Annotated in this window: 19 protein-coding genes; 7 read left to right on the top strand and 12 right to left on the bottom strand. The window is 46.5% G+C overall.

Translation table 11 applies throughout. The features are described from left to right. The first annotated feature begins 105 nt into the window (after positions 1–105). The 5 genes from KOE27_RS16750 (at position 106) to KOE27_RS16730 (ending at position 6,078) form a co-directional block, all read left to right on the top strand. Complete coding sequence (locus KOE27_RS16750; RefSeq protein WP_215239992.1) at positions 106–1,113, top strand: NAD(P)H-dependent glycerol-3-phosphate dehydrogenase; 1,008 nt, start codon at positions 106–108, stop codon at positions 1,111–1,113. 62 nt (positions 1,114–1,175) lie between these two features. Continuing rightward, a complete protein-coding gene (locus KOE27_RS16745; protein WP_215239991.1) occupies positions 1,176–2,276 on the top strand; it encodes a sialidase family protein in 1,101 nt (366 codons plus the stop codon). A gap of 117 nt (positions 2,277–2,393) precedes the next feature. Then, entirely contained in the window at positions 2,394–3,980 is a 1,587-nt protein-coding gene (locus KOE27_RS16740) for a serine hydrolase domain-containing protein (RefSeq protein WP_215239990.1), read from the top strand. Positions 3,981–4,036: 56 nt separating this feature from the next. Continuing rightward, positions 4,037–4,585, top strand: coding sequence for a DUF2911 domain-containing protein (locus tag KOE27_RS16735; RefSeq protein ID WP_215239989.1), 549 nt, complete (start codon positions 4,037–4,039; stop codon positions 4,583–4,585). 233 nt (positions 4,586–4,818) lie between these two features. Next, positions 4,819–6,078 (top strand): PQQ-dependent sugar dehydrogenase, encoded by a 1,260-nt coding sequence (locus KOE27_RS16730; RefSeq protein ID WP_215239988.1) that lies wholly within the window; start codon positions 4,819–4,821, stop codon positions 6,076–6,078. A 62-nt stretch (positions 6,079–6,140) separates the two neighbouring features. Here KOE27_RS16730 and fabF read toward each other — a convergent pair whose 3' ends face one another. The 3 genes from fabF to KOE27_RS16715 all read right to left on the bottom strand — a co-directional run bounded on the left by fabF (position 6,141) and on the right by KOE27_RS16715 (position 8,912). Further along, positions 6,141–7,388, bottom strand: a complete 1,248-nt coding sequence (gene fabF, locus KOE27_RS16725) for a beta-ketoacyl-ACP synthase II (RefSeq protein ID WP_215239987.1) — start codon at positions 7,386–7,388, stop codon at positions 6,141–6,143. Positions 7,389–7,449: 61 nt separating this feature from the next. Further along, on the bottom strand, positions 7,450–8,058 hold the full coding sequence (locus KOE27_RS16720) for a TetR/AcrR family transcriptional regulator (RefSeq protein WP_215239986.1): 609 nt from the start codon (positions 8,056–8,058) through the stop codon (positions 7,450–7,452). Between the two features lie 29 nt (positions 8,059–8,087). Further along, a complete protein-coding gene (locus KOE27_RS16715; RefSeq protein ID WP_215239985.1) occupies positions 8,088–8,912 on the bottom strand; it encodes an HAD family hydrolase in 825 nt (274 codons plus the stop codon). Between the two features lie 144 nt (positions 8,913–9,056). Here KOE27_RS16715 and KOE27_RS16710 point away from each other — a divergent pair, with 144 nt between their 5' ends. After that, positions 9,057–9,959, top strand: a complete 903-nt coding sequence (locus KOE27_RS16710) for an EamA family transporter (RefSeq protein WP_215239984.1) — start codon at positions 9,057–9,059, stop codon at positions 9,957–9,959. A gap of 145 nt (positions 9,960–10,104) precedes the next feature. Here the strand turns inward: KOE27_RS16710 and KOE27_RS16705 are convergent, their stop codons facing one another. The 6 genes from KOE27_RS16705 to KOE27_RS16680 all read right to left on the bottom strand — a co-directional run bounded on the left by KOE27_RS16705 (position 10,105) and on the right by KOE27_RS16680 (position 15,142). After that, on the bottom strand, positions 10,105–10,965 hold the full coding sequence (locus KOE27_RS16705; protein WP_215239983.1) for an oxidoreductase: 861 nt from the start codon (positions 10,963–10,965) through the stop codon (positions 10,105–10,107). Between the two features lie 85 nt (positions 10,966–11,050). Continuing rightward, positions 11,051–11,953, bottom strand: a complete 903-nt coding sequence (locus tag KOE27_RS16700) for a helix-turn-helix domain-containing protein (protein ID WP_215239982.1) — start codon at positions 11,951–11,953, stop codon at positions 11,051–11,053. Positions 11,954–11,992: 39 nt separating this feature from the next. Beyond that, a complete protein-coding gene (locus tag KOE27_RS16695) occupies positions 11,993–12,928 on the bottom strand; it encodes an NADP-dependent oxidoreductase (RefSeq protein ID WP_215239981.1) in 936 nt (311 codons plus the stop codon). A 278-nt stretch (positions 12,929–13,206) separates the two neighbouring features. After that, positions 13,207–13,857, bottom strand: coding sequence for a class I SAM-dependent methyltransferase (locus KOE27_RS16690; protein ID WP_215239980.1), 651 nt, complete (start codon positions 13,855–13,857; stop codon positions 13,207–13,209). Between the two features lie 5 nt (positions 13,858–13,862). After that, the gene (locus KOE27_RS16685) at positions 13,863–14,945 is read right to left on the bottom strand and encodes a UbiA family prenyltransferase (protein WP_229252802.1); all 1,083 of its coding nucleotides are present in this window, start codon (positions 14,943–14,945) and stop codon (positions 13,863–13,865) included. Next, on the bottom strand, positions 14,906–15,142 hold the full coding sequence (locus KOE27_RS16680) for an acyl carrier protein (protein ID WP_215239979.1): 237 nt from the start codon (positions 15,140–15,142) through the stop codon (positions 14,906–14,908). The genes KOE27_RS16685 and KOE27_RS16680 overlap by 40 nt, the downstream gene beginning before the upstream one ends. A gap of 335 nt (positions 15,143–15,477) precedes the next feature. On the opposite strand from KOE27_RS16680, the gene KOE27_RS16675 reads away from it, so the two are divergent. Then, positions 15,478–17,031: a M20/M25/M40 family metallo-hydrolase gene (locus KOE27_RS16675; RefSeq protein WP_310590069.1), complete on the top strand. Its 1,554-nt coding sequence runs from the start codon at positions 15,478–15,480 to the stop codon at positions 17,029–17,031. Between the two features lie 283 nt (positions 17,032–17,314). Here the strand turns inward: KOE27_RS16675 and KOE27_RS16670 are convergent, their stop codons facing one another. The 3 genes from KOE27_RS16670 to KOE27_RS16660 all read right to left on the bottom strand — a co-directional run bounded on the left by KOE27_RS16670 (position 17,315) and on the right by KOE27_RS16660 (position 20,340). Then, positions 17,315–18,388, bottom strand: coding sequence for a hypothetical protein (locus KOE27_RS16670; protein WP_215239978.1), 1,074 nt, complete (start codon positions 18,386–18,388; stop codon positions 17,315–17,317). 21 nt (positions 18,389–18,409) lie between these two features. Beyond that, complete coding sequence (locus KOE27_RS16665; RefSeq protein WP_215239977.1) at positions 18,410–19,003, bottom strand: CsgG/HfaB family protein; 594 nt, start codon at positions 19,001–19,003, stop codon at positions 18,410–18,412. Between the two features lie 128 nt (positions 19,004–19,131). Further along, a complete protein-coding gene (locus tag KOE27_RS16660) occupies positions 19,132–20,340 on the bottom strand; it encodes a porin family protein (protein ID WP_215239976.1) in 1,209 nt (402 codons plus the stop codon). Positions 20,341–20,415 lie beyond the last annotated feature (75 nt).

Below are 20,415 nucleotides of genomic sequence, written 5' to 3'. Positions count from 1 at the left end.
TTTAAAAATAATATTCAATCTCTATTCTAAATAGTAGTTTGGTGTTTTGGAGATACTAACCGGTTGGCAGGTATGTACTGCCTGTCATCACCTAATTTGAGATACATGAGTTTTCTGAACAGCAGAAAGATAGCCGTCATAGGGGGAGGGAGCTGGGCTACCGCGATTATCAAAATATTATGTGAACAGCCCAATGTACAGATCCGCTGGTGGCTCAGGAGCAAAACAGATATTGAGCACATTCGTAAGTTCCATCATAATCCGAGTTACCTGAGTGATGTTTACCTTTCTCCTAAGAAGGTGAAGGTTTGCGACCAGATGAACGACGCGATAAAAGGTGCCGAATATGTCATACTAGCCGTTCCTGCTGCTTTTGTTGAGGAGTCGCTGCACGGACTTCAGCACAAACACTTCAAGGCTAAAAGGGTTGTATCAGCCATAAAAGGAATGATACCAGGTGAAAATGCGCTGGTAACCGACTGGATTGCTGACAAGTTTCAGGTAGCACTGGCTGACACCTGCGTAATTGCCGGCCCTTGCCATGCTGAGGAAGTGGCTCTTGAAAAGCAGTCGTACCTTACCATCGCTTCTACCAACGGTGATACCGCCAAAGATTTTTCGGGACTGATGACCTGCCGATTTGTAACGGCCAAGCCACTGGATGATCTGTATGGTGTGGAATACGCCGCGGTAATGAAAAATATTGTAGCCCTGGCGTGCGGAATCACCCATGGCCTGGGGTATGGGGATAATTTTCAGGCTGTGCTGGTATCTAACGCCATGCAGGAAATAGGGAGGTTTGTAACGGCCCTTGATCCGAGAGAAAGAGAAATGAGTTCTTCGGCTTATTTGGGAGACTTGCTGGTTACGGCCTATTCCCAGTTTAGCCGCAACAGGTTATTCGGGAACATGGTTGGGCGGGGATATAGTGTGAAAGCCGCACAGCTTGAAATGAAAATGATAGCTGAAGGATATTATGCTACCAAAAGTATATGTGAAATGAATAAGAAATATTTAGTTAACCTTCCGGTGACTAATTCGGTATACCGGATTTTATACGAGGATCTGTCTCCGGTTCATGTGATGGAAGATTTGAAAAAGCAGCTAAACTGATGGCCCGATTGGGGTAAATAGATGTAATCACAGTGAAAAACGCTTTCAATTTTAAAACAGATATGTTCCAGTTCAAAAAATCCATCGCTTCTATTCTTGTTTTAACCACTGTCTTTTATTTAACAGGCTGCGGAACTGATAAAAAGGATACTTCCCAGTCCGCAGATCAATCGTCTGGCCGGACTTTCGTTTTCGGGGACGAAAGACCCTTTGCGCAGTGCCACGCCTCCACGTTGGTACGGCTGGATAACGGGCAGTTTTTAGTTGCTTGGTTTGGGGGGACAGAAGAAAAAAATCCTGATGTGGGAATCTGGCTATCCAAAGGAAATGAAGGACACTGGAGCGCACCGGTCGAGGTAGCTAAAATAAGGGAAGACGCTCATTGGAATCCGGTTTTGCAGAAAGGACCGGATGGTACCATTTATCTTTATTTTAAGGTGGGCAAAGAAATTGCGCAATGGGAAACGTGGGTGAAAACATCGAAGGATGGCGGAAATACCTGGTCCGAAGCGTACGAACTCATGAAAGGGGATAAAGGAGGAAGAGGGCCTGTGAAAAATAAACTGATAGAACTTGCCGACGGAACCTGGCTGGCGGGATCGTCCAACGAGGTGGGCCGTTGGGAAATTTTTGTGGATCGCAGCGAGGACAGCGGCAAGACCTGGAAAGCATCTCAGTTTTTCAAAGTAGATACCATGCAGATCAAGGGAAAAGGAGCTATCCAGCCTACTTTATGGGAGTCGGAGCCTGGCAAGATTCATATGCTGGTGCGTACCACAGGAGGTGTGATCGGACGCAGCGATTCAGAAGACAATGGTAAAACATGGTCTCCAATTTACGCCACCGCACTTCCAAATCCCAATAGTGGGATTGACCTTGCCAAACTGGAAGATGGTACCCTGGCCCTTGCTTACAATCCTGATGGACGAAACTGGGGCTCACGCTATCCTCTTATGTTGGCGCTGTCTTATGATGACGGTAAAAACTGGAATGATAAGTTCAAACTGGAAGCAGGCGACAAGGATGACGAATTTTCCTATCCGGCTGTGATCAGCTGGGGAGACTCAGTGGCCGTTACCTATACCTGGAATCGGCAAAAGGTTGCTTTTTGGAAAGGATCAAAAGCTGACATCGTTAGGAAAGCTTCAGAAGAAGCAAAATAGCCTGGTTATTTTCTGTAATTCCTGACATCCCCCTGACTTTTTTGGTCGGGTGGTTTTTCAATGGGTAAGAATTTGGGTCTGCTTACTTTGAAAGTGAGAGTCAGCAAATTTATCTACATGGAATATAACCGGAGGTCATTTTTGAAGCAGGCGGGGATTGGTGCCCTGGAGTTGGGCTTGCTAAACCAAATACCACTTAAAGGACTCGGTTCCCCATTAATGGCCGGTCAACTTCCCCGGTCAACCCCTGAATCCCAGGGGATACAGTCCGGGAGTTTGCTTGCTTTTATCAATGCAGTAGAGAAAGCCAACCTTAATCTTCATAGCCTGATGGTACTCCGTCATGGAAATGTAGTTGCGGAGGGATGGTGGGCTCCGTATGCACCTGACCTTAAACATACGCTTTATTCTTTGAGTAAAAGCTTTACTTCCAGCGCAATTGGATTCGCCGTTTCCGAGAAGAGACTAAGTGTCGAGGACAAGGTAGTTGCTCTTTTCCCAGCCGAAGTACCGGCGATGATCAGTAATAACCTGGCTGCCATGCGGGTGAAAGATCTGCTGACCATGGCAACGGGCCACGATAAGGATACCACACCAGCGGTGAGGGAGGCCAAAGATCCTAACTGGGTTAAAACGTTTCTGGCGCAACCTGTGGAACATCAGCCCGGTACGCATTTTGTCTACAACAGCGGAGCAACCTACATGTTGTCTGCGATCATACAAAAACTCACAGGTAAAACACTGCTGGAGTATCTTACCCCACGTTTATTTGCACCGCTCGGAATCTCCGGAATGGATTGGGAGGTGGATCCCAACGGAATCAATACAGGCGGCTGGGGACTTAGGTTAAAAACCGAAGATATCGCTAAATTTGGGCAGTTATATTTACAAAAAGGGAGCTGGAAGGGCAAGCAGATATTGCCGCAAGCCTGGATTGAAGAGGCTACCACTGCCCATATTCAGTCTAAGGGGGGCTCCCGACCCAAGGCTGATAACGATTGGCTTCAGGGATATGGCTATCAGTTCTGGCGGTGCCGGCATGGTGCTTATCGTGGTGACGGTGCTTACGGGCAATACTGTATTGTAATACCCGATAAAAATATGGTGGTAGCAATTACGAGTGAAACTTCCGACATGCAGGGAATTATGGATCAGATATGGAATCATATTCTTCCTCAGGCTGATGATAAAACGGTTGACAAAACCTTGCAGAACTCATTGGAAACAAGACTATCCCGGCTGGTATTGTCGCCTGAGGCAGGAAATGCCTCCTCATCTCTGGTGTCAGAAATAAGCGGAAAACATTTTAAAATGGCAGAAAATGCGCTTGGTATCAGTGATGTATCTCTTCATTTTTCCAAAGAGCTGGCCTCGCTGACAATAAAGGACAACGCGGGCGAACATGCCATCCATGCCGGAATTAATAAATGGAAGGAAGGAATGACGGATATGCCTGTGATGCCTTTGAAGCTTGTGTTGACGCCGGTGCCGGGTGAAACAAAGTCAAAAATTGCCGCTAGTGGTACCTGGCTCAATGAAAATACTTTTGAAATGACCCTTCGTTTCATCGAAACAGCCCATTATGAAAAAGTGAAGTGTACCTTTGACGGGACTTCTCTTTCGGTTGAATTCAAAAGGAGTCTGGCTATTTTGGGAAATACAAAAGATGCAAGGCCCGTGCTGAAAGGAGTTTTGTACTCGTAATCCGGTCTTCGGAATCATATCTTTTAAATCAAATCTCAACTTATCATTAACTTCCAATGAAAAAAATCTCCTGCCTGCTGATCCTCACTTTGTTGTTGTCTTTTGCTGCTCAGGCACAGTTTCGTGGCCTGGATAAAAGTCCAAGAGACATTGCCTATTTTCCTGACCATTTCGCACACGACCGCAAGGAAGGCGACAAGGCACTTGTTAAAATTTCTTACAGCCGCCCTTTTGCGAACGGACGGGAAATATTCGGCAAGCTGGTACCGTATGGTAAAGTATGGCGGGCTGGCGCGGATGAATCCACCGAAATTAAGTTATATCAGGATGTCACCATTGGCGGAAAGAAGGTAAAGGCAGGTACTTATTCGCTATTCGCCATTCCCGGTGAAACCGAATGGACCATTATCATCAATTCGGACCTGGACTACTGGGGTGCATACAAGTACAAGGAAGCAAATGATGTGATCCGCGTTACGGCTCCTGTTTCCAAGGCAAGTTCGCCGGTGGAAAACTTCTCGATCCAGTTCAAACCGGCTCCGGCTGGCGCTATCCTGATGATGGGCTGGGCCTCCACGCTGGTGGAAGTTCCGTTCAGATTCTGAATGTATTAATAGTATTTGCAGAAGGTTTTTGCGACATATTTTTCTTTTCAAAAGGGAAACTATGCGCAAGAACCTTTTTTATGGGAAGGGGCGTAGGGTAAAATCGAGTTGGTTTTATATCTCTGGATGAACAAGGTACTCTGAAAGAAAACAGATCAGGTAGCTGGCATTATTATTTTGACTGTTTGAAAGGCGTAGTAGCGCTACAATCTCAACGAAATAATGGGAATGCTATGAAGGAGAAAAACTTGATACTTACTTGCTGCGTTGCGGCCGTTATCCTGCTAGGTTGCGGTAATCAGGAAGAAAAGCAGGAGGCTGTGAATAGGGGGCCTGACTCCGTAGTGACGGAGACGGATAGTTTATTGCTACCTGCTCCTTTTGCAACGGAATCGGTTACCAACAGACCGAAGGAGGTGGGCTGGTCGGATGGGAGGGTACCTAAGGCGCCCACAGGGTTTGTGGTTACCAAATATGCCGATCAGCTTAAAAATCCCCGTTACTGTTACATTGCGCCTAATGGAGATGTATTCGTGGCGGAATCAGGTACCAAAAACAGCGCTGACCGCATTACGGTCCTGCGGGATACCAATAAAGACGGCGTGCCGGAGCTAAGAGAAATATTTATAGAAAAGCTCAAGCAGCCATTTGGTATGCTGGTCCTGCATGATTATTTCTACGTCGCAAATACAGATGGCGTTTACCGCTACCCCTACAAGTCCGGGGAGACCAAAATTACTGGGAAAGCCCAAAAGATACTGGAATTACCTGCTGGAGGTTATAATAACCACTGGACACGAAATTTGCTGGCCAATGCCGACGGGTCCAAAATATATATATCGGTGGGTTCGGCAAGCAATGTGGCCGAGCATGGAATGGATGAGGAAAGGCGACGTGCCAACATTCTGGAAATAAATCCGGACGGCTCGGGCGAAAAAATATTTGCGAGTGGTCTTAGGAATCCCGTAGGAATGGACTGGGCGCCCGGTACCAACGTGTTATGGACTGCCGTGAATGAGCGGGATAAACTGGGCGACGAACTTGTTCCTGATTACATTACCAGTGTTAAGGAAGGCGGTTTTTACGGCTGGCCCTATTCGTACTTCGGGCAGCATGAAGACCCACGCATGAAAGGACAGGGTAAAGAGCTGGTGGCTCGGGCCATTGTTCCGGATGTTCCGCTGGGGGCACATACTGCGTCGCTCGGACTGGCATTTTACGACAAAACGAAATTCCCGGAGAAGTACCGTAACGGAGCATTTATAGGACAGCATGGAAGCTGGAACCGTTCGAAACTGGCAGGCTATAAAGTAGTTTTTGTGCCTTTTAAAAACGGTAAACCGGTTGGCAAACCCGAAGACTTTTTAACAGGGTTTGTAGAAGACGAAGGAAAGGTATATGGCAGGCCCGTAGGGATTGCCGTGCTGGAAGATGGCTCTCTGCTGGTGAACGACGATTCCGGCGGGACAATATGGCGCGTGAGCGCACAGTGAATTTAGCTTTGAGAGATAAGATAGCGGCCTGGTTTTATAGCCAGGCCGTTTTTGATATCGGGTTATTCGTATTTTCCAAAAATGGAAGTAGCCGTGTGGCCACCAAATCCAAAGGTATTGTTCACCACATACCTGACAGGCGTGTGGACAGATTTGCCCGTTACGATTTTCATCCCCTCAGGTAATTCGGGGTCCAGCACTCGCGTATTGATGGTGGCCGGTATCACGCCATCCTTTATCGAAAGAATGCTGATAATACTTTCGGCGGCGCCCGCTGCCCCAAGCAGATGCCCCGTCATGGATTTGGTTGCTGTGACGGCCACAGGATGTTCTCCAAATACTTTTCTGATACCGATCAGCTCGCTGATATCTCCCTGGTGCGTGGAGGTCGCGTGGGCATTTACATAGTCAATCTGCTCCGGTTGCAGTCCAGCGTCTTTTAATGCTTTTGAAATTCCCAAAGCCGCGCCCAGGCCGTCAGGTGGGGTGCCCGTCAGGTGATACGCATCTGCCGCCATGCCGCCGCCCATCAGTTCAGCATAGATATGTGCTCCTCGGCGGAGTGCGTGTTCCAGTTCTTCAAGCACCAGAGCACCCGCTCCTTCACCCATTACGAAGCCGTCGCGCTCTACATCAAAAGGCCTGGATGCACCTTGCGGGTCTTCGTTCCTTTTGGAAAGTGCCTGAGCCGAACTGAATCCTCCAATGGAGGAATGTGTAATGGCAGCTTCGGACCCGCCGGCGATCATGATGTTAGCTTTTCCCAGTCTGATGGTATCAAATGCGCTGATGATTGCCGTATTGGAAGAAGCACAGGCAGAAACAGTGCAATAGTTTGGTCCGTGTAATTTGTGGCGTATGGATATCACTCCGGCGGCAATGTCCACAATCATCTTTGGAATGAAATAGGGGTTAAACCTGGGGGTGCCATCTCCGCCGTGGAATTCCCGAAGTTGTTCCTCAAAGGTGCCGATACCGCCATTTCCCGTTGCCCAAATCACCCCTACCTCGTACCGTTCCGATTCGGACATGGCCGTGAAATCCAGCCCCGCGTCGGCAATGGCCTGGTCACTTGCTACAATGCCATACTGCGTAAAGAGGTCATATTTTTTTAATTCCTTTTTATCTATAAAATCTTCACCCTGAAAGCCTTTTACCTCACAGGCAAAACGGGTTTTGAACTTTGTCGCATCGAATTTGGTAAGAGGTCCTGCACCGCTGTTACCGGCAACAATATTTGCCCAAAATTCATCAACGGTGTTACCCAGTGGGGTAATGGCACCAAGTCCTGTAACTACTACTCTTTTCATATGATTATCGTAAATTCCAAATTAATAATATATACCAATTGGTATATGAGTGAACAAAAAATTATATGCTGTTAGTTTCTATATTTCTGATAAGATCTTTGATGGTACTTAAAATGGCATCACAGTAGGCAGGATTCTGGGTTCCGGAACCAATGAGTATGGCTCCTTCCACCAGTGCTATGATCGAAAAAGCAAGTTTGTCAACATCCGTGCCGGGTACAAATTCACCCGTATCAATTCCTTTCCGAATCATTCCGGCAATCTCATCCTTCCAGCGGAGCAGGCCAGCTGCCGCTCTTTTTCTCAATTCCTCATGGGTATCGTCGGCTTCGGTAATGGTATTCAGAAAAGGGCAGCCTCCTTCTGGCAAGGTGTCTTTTGCATTACTTCTAAAGATATCTGCAAGGATAATCAAGGCTTCTTTCTGCGTGCTCGCTTTCCGGATTTTTGACCGGATGATGCTTTGCCAGAGTTTCAGGTTGTAATCAAATGCCGCCAGGGCTACTTCCTCTTTATTTCTGAAATTTCCGTAGATACTTCCTTTGGTAAGATGGGTGGCTTCGGTAAGGTCGGATATGGAAGTACCTGCATATCCCTTTTTATTGAAGATACCGGCGGTAGCTTCAATAATGAGCTGACGGGTTTTTTCTGATCGGGGTACAAATTCCATTTGGCAAATATACCAATTGGTATATCAATTTACAAATCAGAATGAAATGCTTCAGTTGAGTTCAGGAATTCCTGCAATACCGCCACCACTCCATTCTCATCATTACTGCCGGCTGTAAATCTGGAAACCTTTTTCACTTCCGGATGTGCATTGGCCATGGCGTAGGAATAATAAGCTTTCTGGAGCATTTCAAGGTCGTTAAAATAATCGCCAAATACCATGGTTTCCTTTTCTGATATCCCGAACAATGCCTGAAGTACTTCCATAGCCCGGCCCTTGTTTGCCAGCTTGTGTGATATGTCGAGCCATATCGGGCCGGAAACTTTCACCTGCAGCTGCTCTTTCAGATGTTTGAAATGCGGATAGCTGTTCTTTTCCGAACCGGCCAGATCGCAAAGGGTAAATTTCAGAAAGTCATCATTTTTTACTTCGAGCAGATCCTCCACAATTTCATATCTTTCGAAGTAGAGCCTGAGGTGTTCCAGAAAAGCGGGTACGGTACTTTCCACATAGGCCTTTTTCTTACCGCATATAATGGCATAGGTATCCGGTATGTTACGCGCGGTGGTGATGAGGTCAAAAACAATGGAACGGTCAATGGCCTGCACATGCAATTCCTGATCACGAAAAACAACATAACTCCCGTTCTCGGCTGCAAAAATGACGTCGTCCTTCACATTCTCCAGCTTTTTTTCCAGGTTAAAATACTGCCTTCCGCTTGCCGCAACAAACCGGATCCCCCTGTTTTTTAACTGTTGAAAAACCGGATAGAAAGATTCGTTTAGCTCATGTCGGGAGTTCAGGAGCGTACCGTCCATGTCGGTTGCAATGAGGCGGATATTGGAAAAATGCATATATAAAAAAATTATTTTCTGGCGCCAAGTCTGCAAAAATAGCTTTCTTTTCGGTGTAATGGCCCAAATTTCAGATTTTGGATATTCGTATTGAACCCGCATCCTCTCTGCACTGTTAGTTTAATTAAAGTTCTGTCATTACGCATGCAATTTTCTAAATACTACATTTCTGCTGTTGCTTCATTCGTTCTCTGGGGTTTTTTCAGTTTGGTTCTGAAACAGTTACACGGTTATGCCTCGCTTGATATTCTATTTTACCGGGTATTTATGTGCGCTGTGATTATGTCTGTTATTAGTCTTTTTGTGCGCAGAAGGGTATTAAGGGAAAATGTTGAGATGTATAAAAAACTTCCGTCTTCGGTAAGGCAGCGGATGTTGCTCCTGACATTTAGCGGCGGAGTTCTGCTGACTGCGAACTGGTTCTTTTTTATTTATGTAATGAACAATGTCAGTGTAAAGGCAGCTTCCTTTGCTTATCTGGTTTGTCCTGTAATGACTACCGTCATCGCTTTTTTTGTTTTGCATGAAAAACTCAGCAAATGGCAGTGGGTGGCGGTGGGCCTCAGTGTGTTGAGCTGTTTGCTGTTGTCGTTCAACAACATTGCAGATATTGCCTATAGTCTGATCGTGGCTGCATCCTATGCGTTTTATCTGGTGAGCCAGCGCCGGAATGCGGGTTTTGACAAGTTCCTTGTGCTTACCTTTCAGCTTATATTTTCGGCTTTGATACTGTTACCCTTTTACCCTTCCTACGCCGCCTCCGTTCCCACAGAAGGGGTATTTTATGGTCTGATACTGGTAACAGCTGTCCTTTTTACGATTGTACCTTTGTTTCTCAACCTTTATGCTTTAAATGGGGTCAATTCTTCCACGATGGGCATTTTATTGTATATCAATCCGTTGATTAACTTTACAATAGCCTTGTTGTATTTTCATGAGCCCATTAATCAATATCAGATCGTCGCTTATTCGCTGATTATAATTTCTATTCTGGTATTTAATGAGCAGTATCTTTTTGGGAGAAAAAGGAGCGTGGTTGTACGGTAATGGACGGCGCTATCTGCGTTTTAATGTCGTAATTCCAATGCCAATGAGCCGTAATTCCCTGTCGCTCTCAAGCTCATAAAAAAACGGAGAAAGGACTGCTGTCCGTTTCTCCGTTTGTCGAGGTGCCTGCACTTGCTGGTGTAGATCATCCCGCTGATCTCAGACCAGATACTTCAAAGCCGGTGGATACTGAGATATCTTTTGCCGTTTCCATGTCCTTTTCTATCTGTCTGATTTTTTCTTTGGCAAGGTCGAATGCGTCTTGTCCAAGGAACAGATGTACAACGGGATTTTCTTCCAGCGATAGTTGGATGAGCGCATCTGCCGCTTTGTCGGGATCGCCCGGCTGGTTGCCATTGATCTCATTTTTGTGCAGTTCCTGGCTGTTGCGTACCTCCGTGTAACCGTCAACGGTATGGCTGGAAACGGCTATGGATCCGGAAAGGAATTCGGTACGGAAATAACCGGGGTATACCACCGTAGCGTGAACATTAAATGGGCGGATTTCTGCCGCAAGTGCCTCCGTTAAACCTGCTACGGCGAATTTGGTTGCACAGTAGATACCCCATCCTGGAAAGCCGGCGAAATATCCGCCAATGGAAGATATATTGAAGATATGCCCGTTCCTGTTTTCTCTCATCACCGGCATTACGGCGCGTATCACGTTCAGCAGGCCGAAAACATTAATATCAAAATTTTTGCGGCTTTCCTCATCCGAAAGCTCCTCCAGGCTTCCCAGTAAGCCGTATCCTGCATTATTGACCAGTACATCCAGCGTGCCAAAGGCTTCTGTTGTCTGCTGCACGGCTTTGTTTATGCTTTCTTCACTGGTTAGATCCACCTCTAGTGGCAGGAAGTGATGGTAATCACCGACGGCCGCCGAAAGCTCATCCTTATTTCTGGAAGTTGCCGCAACGTGATAGCCTTCTTGAAGTAATTTTTTTACGAGGGAAAGTCCCAGGCCTTTGGAAGCGCCTGTAACAAACCATACTTTTTGATTTTTCATCTTTCTGTTGTTTAAATGAGTAACACAAAAGTAGGGCCTTGGGGCAAATGGCTTATTGCGGTACTCAAACAGATGATTGCGAAATTCAAACAGTCCGGAAAGAGGAAGGAGTTAGGCTGGTTTGTTTCTTGAAAAAATTATTGAAATGAGCAGGTTCTTCAAAACCGAGGCTGTAACTGATTTCAGAGATATTCCAGTTGGTATGTTTCAGCAATGCTTTTGCTTCCGATATAATTCTTTCGGAGATATGGTGTGTGGTGGTTTTACCTGTGGTTTGACGAATGGCGCGGTTCAGGTGGTTCACATGGACGGAAAGCTGTTGCGCAAAATCATTGGCCGAACGCAGTGCAAACCGTTGTGCGGGGGATTCTATGGGAAACTGGCGTTCCAGTAATTCGGTAAAGACAGAGGTAATGCGGGTGTTGGCGTCTGTATGCTGATAGAGTGCTTCGGAAGGCTGCATTTTCAGGGCGTAGTGAATGAGCTCCATGGTATAGTTGCGGATTAGGTCGTATTTATACCGGTAATCCGAATTGATCTCATCTATCATTTTGGAGAATAGCTCGCTTACGTGGTGGTCCTGTTCCTCGGACAATACATAGGAAGGCTTACTTCCGGGTGCGAACATAGGCAGTTCCGACAGATTTTCGCGGATCTTTTCCGTAATAAATGCCTCACGGAAAATACAGAAGAAACCGGTTTTGTCATCTGAAACCGATTCCCAGGTATAAGGTACCTGCGGGTTAAAAAAAATGAGTGTTGATCCTGAGATTTCAACACTTTTATCTGCATAGTGATAAATATTCCTTCCCCTGATCAGGCTGATCTTGTAAAAATCACGGCGGGAGTACTGAACCGGCTCTGCCCCGGGACGGAAACAGTCTTCCAGTTTGAAAACATTGAAATGCCCGATTTCTTTTTTAAGGTTATCAGGCATCCAGTTGAATTTCTGTAAGTAAAAATCTTCCAGGCTTTGCATCTTTTCCATGGATCAAAGTTACGAAAATCAAACGGAGATTGAAAAGTTTTATAACGTTACAACGATCTTTCCCCGGGTTTTTCCGCTTTCGATCTGCCGATGGGCCTTGGCCATATCATCGAAACCGAATTCCTGAGAGACATGCGCTTTTACAATTCCTTTTTCCAGGAGGGAAGCCAGGGAGTTCATGTCCTTACCGTTGGAAGTAACCATGATAAAGAACCCGGTCATACCTGCCGCTTCGGCCTTTTCGCCTACCAGCTCGCGCAGGCCGGTTGGCAGGCTGATGATGGTTCCTCCTTTCTTCATGACTTGGAGAGATTTGTCGATATTGTCGCCTCCGAGAGGATCTAGTACAAAATCAATATCCCGGGTGGCGTCTTTCAGGTTCCGGGCTTTGTAGTCGATATGTTCGTCCGCACCCAGTCCCAGTACAAAATCCTTGTTTTCGGCGGATGAAGTTCCTACGACGTATGCTCCGGCATTTTTCGCAATCTGAACCGCAAAATGACCTACCCCGCCCGCAGCCGAGTGGATCAATACCCTGTCGTTTGTTTTAATTTTACCATGTGTGATCAAAGCCTGCCAGGCCGTTAAAGCGGCCAGGGTGGTGGCCGCTGCCTGGGTATGCGAGATATTGGCGGGTTTTAAGGCCAGTTGAGAAGCTGGTGCGGCAACGTATTCCGCGTAAGCTTTTCCGTGCCCGGGAAAATTCACCATCCCGAAAACGGCATCTCCTACTTTAAAGAGGTCGGACTTTGTAGCAGTAACTTCGCCTGAAATATCCCAGCCAATTATGATAGGATCCTGGCCCGTTAATTTCCCGTACATGCCTTTTCCTGACCTGGTTTTGGCGTCAATCGGGTTGATACTGATGGCTTTTACCTTAACAAGTACTTCTCCGTCCTGAATGGCGGGAACGGTTATTTCGGTGTGGATGAGATTTTCTGCTCCACCCGGTGTCTGGATAATTATGGCTTTCATGGGTTTTTGTCACTACGTTAAGGCAAATGTATAGCGTTAATTTGAGCTATTTACGGTATGGATTTCTGTTTACTCTGTAAATTTTGAGCGAACGGTGTTTATCGGCCGATGTAAGGGCCACAGCATGAAACGGAAAACAGGATTGTCGGAATCTCCTTTTGCCTAAGTCGTTTTTTTACCTGCAAATGGAAATATGTGGCGGCTCAGTTCCTGTTGAGATACCACCGGCCTCGTTGTGTTAGACGGGAAAAAGGTGTGATTTGAGAGGATCAACCGGATCATGAAAGTATATCCGCTGTAACCGGCTTGTGATAAGCGAGCCCTTTGATAAACCTAGAGAAGTGGTAACTTTCCTGTAAAACCAGGTAGCCGCTCCCCGTAAAATAAGGCGCCATATCTGTTAGTTTTTCTGCTTCAATACCGCACACGATTTTGAAAAAGACAAGCATCGTTTTTAAAAGCACGATTTTCCATAAACTGCCGTTATAATGATCGATATGGAAATCGGCAAACAGCCATTTGCCGCCGGGTTCCAGCAGCCGGTCAAGCTGCCGGAAAACGTTTTGGATGCGTGATACCTGGAAATTATCGAACAAAAATGCGGTGAAGATGATATCGTAGTGCTGGCCGGCCCGGAAATTTTCTACTGGTACGTTGACAAATTTCACCACATTGCTGCCAGCATTTTTTTGCCTGGACAAAGCGATCATTTTTTCTGAAATTTCGACATAGGTAATATCGAGTCCGCTCGTATGAATTTTCGTAATTTCTTCCAGAATCCAGCCAGTACCGCCACCCACAATTAATACTTTGGCGCAGGGAGGAATGTGATGCAGTAACACTTTTTGGCTATTCCTCAGTGCCTGCCCGAAAACCAGCTGGCTCAGGAAATCGTAGGTACTTGCGATATTGTCATAATTGTTTGGCATATAACCTATTGAAAATGATTGATATACAATATTCCGCCGATCCCGCAAAGAGCCTTCACAAGCAGCAGGCCGTCAATGACAATCAGGTAGTACAAAATGCGCTTGGGCGTATGTAGCGAAAAGGCAACGGCCAGCAGGCACAGGAAGGGGATGGTGTTGAGAAGGATAGGGACTGGCCCGAAGTGGCGGTAAGTAGTGAAAGTAATGAGCGAAACCAGGCCAATGAGCAGCAGGGGGATCAGGATCAAGGATATGGTTTTGTTAAGGCCAAACCGCACAACAAAGGTTTTCAGCTGCCGGTTATTATCGTCGTCATAATCTTTGATATCAAACATAATGGCATTGACCGTACAGAACATCCAGTTTTTGATAAAAAGCCAGAGCATAAAACCCGGATCCGCAATTTCGATTCCATATTCGATCCTGGCCATGGCAACTGGTAGTATGTTCACGCAACCTGCCCACACAAAACCAATAACAAACGCTTTCAGCCAGCCTGTGTTCCTTAAGTTGAGGCTGTAAAGTGACTTCGGGAGCAGGCCATAATACAAAGCAGCAGATAGAGGTATCAGTACGATCAGGAGCCAATATACCGCGGGTAGTGCCACGATACCCTTGAAATGATTGATGAAAAACCACGCACCAACCGTGCAACAGACGAGCAAAAGGAATTGCTGACTTCTTTGTACAAAATGATGATGTGTGCGATACCATTCGGTGCGGGGATTAGAAGAAACAGTATCCCTGACGGGGCCGGCATAGGCATAAGTGTAATACAGAACGGTGCCCGAAAATAACAACAGGTAATAAGCAGGTGAATTGAGCGGCAGAGAAAGCTGGAAGACAGTTTCTACGGACAGGGCAATTGCGAGAATGCCGACAAAGTAGTTAGCGAAAAAAATAAACTGTACAGTTCTTGTCCCCATTTTTACATGCAAGTGGCGGTTCACAAATGTAAGCGTTTCGGGGATGGATGAAAGCCAGTGCCAATGATATAAATACGCCTCCGGCGGGTTGTCGGAGGCGCTGAGGGTTTTTAGGGAATTACTCAGGCCGCTGCTGCCATTTTGTTTTCCAGGTATTCGCAAAACTGTTTCACAGTTTGCAGCTGCTGATAATCTTCGTCAGGAATAGCGATATGAAAGAGGTCCTCCATTTGCAAAACGAGATCCACCGTATCCAGGCTATCAAAACCCAGGTCTCTGGAAAGGTTTGCTTCGTCGGTAATGGCTGTAAACGGCAGGCCTGAATTAACAGCCAGCAAGGCTCTGATTTGCTCGTTCATATGAAAATTATTTTTGGTTAAAGGATGAATAAAGGAAATTTTTCCTGTAAAATTCATTTCATATCTGCTGCTGCCCGCTCCGTTTTAGTATGGATGATAATGTGGGGTACTCCGACATTTTCCGATCAATTAACAGTACCTGTTTTAACAGATTTTTGTGGCATGATGCGCACATTTTAGGGAAAAATTAACAGTTTTTAAATTATTGATCCGGTTGGTAAGCAGAAATATGACACAATTTTGATAGTATATTTGAAACATTCCGGAAATGCAGTGGAGGTTTTACCCGGCATTCCTTAAATTAAAAACAGGAAAGTGTAAGCTAACAGGTACTAATGATGAAAAGAATATCAGGTTTTTTGCTGGGATTAACCCTCGGAGTTTCGGTAATCGCTCAGGCCCAAACCAAAGACCCCGTTGTTGATGCTATCGTAAAGGAAGCGACTGAAAATTCGCAACTCGAGAAACTGGGACATGAACTGATGGATGTGATAGGCCCGCGGCTTGTGGGTACTCCGCAAATGCTACAGGCGCATGAGTGGGCAGTGGAGAAATATAAATCCTGGGGTATCAGCGCCAGAAACGAAAAATGGGGTGAGTGGCGCGGCTGGGAAAGGGGTATCACGCATATTGATATGGTTGCACCCAGGGTGAAGTCCCTGCAGGGCATGCAGCTGGCGTGGAGCCCTGGAATGGCTGGGAAAACCGTTACCGGTGACGTAGTGATCATTCCTGATGTACCCGATTCGGTGGCTTTTCAAAAATGGCTGCCATCTGTAAGAGGTAAATTTGTGATGTTATCAATGCTCCAGCCAACAGGGCGCCCGGACTATAACTGGGATGAGTTTGGTACCAAAGAATCTGTTGAGAAAATGAAAAAGGACCGGGACGCTCTGACGATTGCCTGGGGCAGAAGAATTACGAAAACCGGTTATACTTCACGCAGCTTACAGGCGGCACTGGAGAAAGCCGGAGCGGCGGGAATCCTCAATTCCTACTGGTCAAAGGGTTTTGGTGCAAATAAGATATTTGGTGCAGTTACCAAAAAGATACCTTCCGTAGACATGGCGCTGGAAGATTACGGGTTGCTGTACAGGCTGGCGGAATCGGGGCATACGCCAAAGATCAGCTTGCGGGCAGATTCAAAAGAGACAGGTGTGGTACCCACTTTTAATACCATCGCCGAAATCAGGGGCTCTGAAAAACCGGAAGAATATGTGATCCTTTCCGCGCATTTTGACTCCTGGGACGGCGGATCCGGCGCAACGGATAACGGAACCGGTACGATTACCATGATGGAAGCAGCCCGGATTCTCAAAAAGGTTTTCCCCCATCCGAAACGGACGATTCTGGTGGGACATTGGGGCAGTGAGGAACAGGGACTTAACGGTTCGCGTGCTTTTGTGGAGGATCACCCGGAAATTGTCAATAATATACAGGTAGTATTTAACCAGGACAATGGAACAGGAAGGGTGGTGAACCTGGCTGGTCAGGGTTTTCTGAATGCATACGACTATCTGGGACGCTGGCTTTCGAAAGTTCCGCAGGATATACGCAAAAATGTGGAAACGAGCTTTCCGGGTATACCGGGTGGCGGTGGTTCCGACTTCGCGTCTTTTGTGGCGGTGGGAGCCCCGGCGTTTTCACTGAGTTCGCTCAGCTGGTCGTACGGAACTTATACCTGGCATACCAATCTGGATACCTACGACAAGATTGTCTTTGATGACGTGCGGAGCAACGCCATTCTTACGGCTGTTCTGGCATATCAGGCCAGTGAAGATCCTGTCAGAACGTCACGGGAAAAAAGCATACTTCCGCTGAATTCCAAAGGTGAGCCAGGTACCTGGCCAACGCAGGGAAAGGCTACGCGCAGGGGAGGGTTGGACTAATTTTTGACGGCCGTTCCTCCGGAAATTCCATTGATTACCGGGTTGCCTGTTACCAGGTTTCCAGCTCCGGGAGCGGGGTCGTCTTCACTTTTCTGGCAAGAAAGGATTAAACAAGCAAGCGAAAAAAACAGGAGAAAAAAGCGTTGTGGTGATTTCTTTATTTCTGGATAATATAAGATGTTTAAATGAGCTGTATTGTAAAAGGAGGAATAGAAACAAAAACAAAAACTTGCCCCTGGTTTTAGGGGCAAGTTGAAATGTGTATAGAGGCGGGCGTATATCTTTACATGGTGATACTGGCGATTCCGTTGTCCACTCCGGTCACTTCAAATTTCAGTGCAGGCGCTTTGCCAAGGGCATCAATCAACTCGTCGGTACTGCCGGTATGTTCTACCTGCAACTTCCCTTCGGTACTACCTGCTGGTAATTTTTTCTGGACATTTTTAACCTTTGAATTTTTGGAAATAGCATTCGCAACTGCAGTCAGCTTTGCATAGTTGACATTTGAAACCGTTATTTCCGTCATTGTAGTACCAGTAGCTCCCTGGGTTTTAGCAGCAGCGGAACTGCCGCCTCTTTCGGTTCCGGCCAGTTGTATATTCATGGAACATAATCTCTCCATCAGGTATTGCGCCATGTTTTCGGAAGCATTTTTAATAGCGATTTTATTGGCTACCGCCTCGGATACGTCAATCCCGCCACCCGCTATCGCGTTAGTAGCTAAAATGGACCCGTCTTCGGTAGCAATTGCTTTTATTTCCAGACGTGCCCGGCAGGAAGTCATCCCTCCCTGAACATTCGTACGTTCTGATATGGTCTGTCCGGTGATGATCATCTGCGCGCCCATTTTAAGACCCATGGCAGCCATGTCGCCAACATCGCCGGTGGAATCGGCTACCTGCCGTAACCGACTGTACACCTTGGGATCCACCACCCTGAAACCAGCTTCAACAAAATGCCGTGTGAGTTCCGTTTCGGTGGCCGACTGTTCAATCACCACAGGTTTGTATACTGCCGACGCACTTGTCTGACGGCTTGCCTGATTTTCAGTTTTATTGCTGTTATCGTTTCTTCTTCCAAAAATTCCCTTTACGATTTCAACGGTCGCTTCCCGCTCTCGCAGCGCCATCTCCCTCTCGCGACGGTTCATATCCGTCGTTGTTGTATTGTCACGGGCAGTACCTGCGGTTGTAGCTTCGGTTACCAGGATAATTACCTTCGGTGATCCGCTGCGCAGTAAAGTGCAGTTCTGTGCGTTGTATTGTTTTTTTACCTTCGGTTTCAGCGGCTCAGGAATATCGATCTTGTCCTTCTCGTCTGCCATCAGTTCCACGGACTTTATAATGGCTTTTTGCATAGCGTCCTGCACAGCTCTGTTTTAGGTGGTACCTACCGTCTGAATACCCGCAAACTTGAAACCGGTGAACCCTGAGGAGCTGCCCGTCATGTTGATATCTCTGCTGAAAAGAACCTCGCCTGTCTGCGGATTCAGCAATTTAAGGGTGAAACCTACGGTTGCCTTGTTTCCTCCCACGCTCACTACAGCCACGGTGGTGGAAGATTTTCCTTCTGAATAATCGGTAACTTCTCCGGTAACAATCAGCTGTGCGCCTAGCTGCTGGCCAGCCTCCGGTCCCGAGCCATTGGTGAAACCATCCTGTGCAAAGGCCATTTCGCCTGTTGCGTCCCCAATATTGCGGTTCATTTCTAATACCCTGAAACAGTTGGTTTGCTGAATGGCGGAGGTAAGCATGGTGGCCAGTTCATCACCAAAGGTTGCATTAGCCTGAGCGGCTCTGGTAGAAACATTAAAACGGGCTACTTTTACCGTTACCCGTTTGTCGCGGGGCAGGTCTTTACATTTTTCAGCAATTTTTTCCATGGTCACCTTAGGGTCTTTCTGAGACCAGCAGGGGGATGACACAACCAGGAAAAACAGCAGCAGCCGAAGCATAAGGATATTATTTTTCATAACTTTTTTTTGATTAAATCTTTGATGACCGGATTCAGATACCAAGGCTGGTAAAATTCTAATTGATCTGTAAGGGATGCTTCATTTTCTGGCGAGGATACTTCCAAGTCGGAAGTATCCCCGTACTATTACCTTCTCTTTTTACCCCCGCCAATGGTAGCACCGGTTTTGATTGAGAAGTAGTTGTAATTGATATCGTTTTTGGAATCCTTCGCCAGGTTAAATTCCGCAGCGATCCGGAAATGTCCAAGCTGGACACCCGCCCGAGGTGCAAAACCAAATATGTTGTCCATTGTTACGCTAACGGTCTCCTCATCATCGGCCATCAGATATAACTTGGGCTGGAACAAACCTGCCGCAATACCCACAAATGGCCTGACTTTTTTGGTGCCAAACTGGTATTCACCGGTAGCCATGTAGGAACTCATCAGAAGTAACCCTGAAACGCCATAATCTATTTCACTTGAAACGAAACCGGCGGCTTCAATTTTTAACCCTGCTGCAATGTTATCGGTGATGTTGTACTTCGGCTCAACGGATAGCACAAATCCCCAGTTAAAATCTCCGTCGCTATCGAGCATTTGGGGGTATCCAAGGGTAACATCCACTTTAAAGGGTTTGTAGATACGCTCAGCTGAGCTGGTTTCCCGAACCGGTTTTGGTTCCTTCGGAGTTTTAACCTTCTGTGTTTTGGCAACCGGTTCCTTTTTCTCTTTTACCGGATTTAATATAACTTCCTGTGCAGTAGCACCATACCGGAGTTTCCATATTTTGGAGGTCGTTACAAATTGTTCCGCGCCAGACTCGGGATCAGAAGCCGGGCGGAAACCTACTTTGGATTTTTGCTGGCTGGTTATTCTCCCGCTGATCACATCACCTGTTTTCAGGACAATTTCATCCAGTACCGGATCTTGTTTTACCGGTTCCTCGGTTTTTTCAACTGTTTCTATCACAGCTGCCGGTTGCTCCTGTTTTACAACTTCTTCTTTCTGCACAACAGGCTGCTCAATGATTTTTGTAGTGCCGTTGGCATATACAATTTTGGATAGCTTTGCCTTGGCAACTGTCTTCTTTATCCTCTTGGTCCCTACGGTGTAGTAACTTACGGAGTCTTCGGTCACTTTGAAAATAGTGCCTCGAATAATGGTGGTACCGTCGAGTTGGTACAGCTTGTCTGTCTTTACAGGAGTAACCGGTTTTTTGGCTGGTTGTGCTTTGCTTTTCTGAGGCGCAGCAGTCGGTTTGGCAGTAGCTGGCTTTTTGCCGGCGGGAGTTTGCGCCAATGAATAAAAAGAACTCATTAACAATACAAACAAAACAAGGGATAAACGGCTCATAGATTTGGGGTTATAATTTACTGGAATACTTTAAATATGAATATGAGATATGTGTTTTAAATATCTTTAAATCAG

The organism is Dyadobacter sp. CECT 9275 (genome assembly GCF_907164905.1).
Classification (GTDB): Bacteria; Bacteroidota; Bacteroidia; order Cytophagales; family Spirosomataceae; genus Dyadobacter; species Dyadobacter helix.
This window is presented reverse-complemented; position numbering and strand designations above follow the sequence as displayed.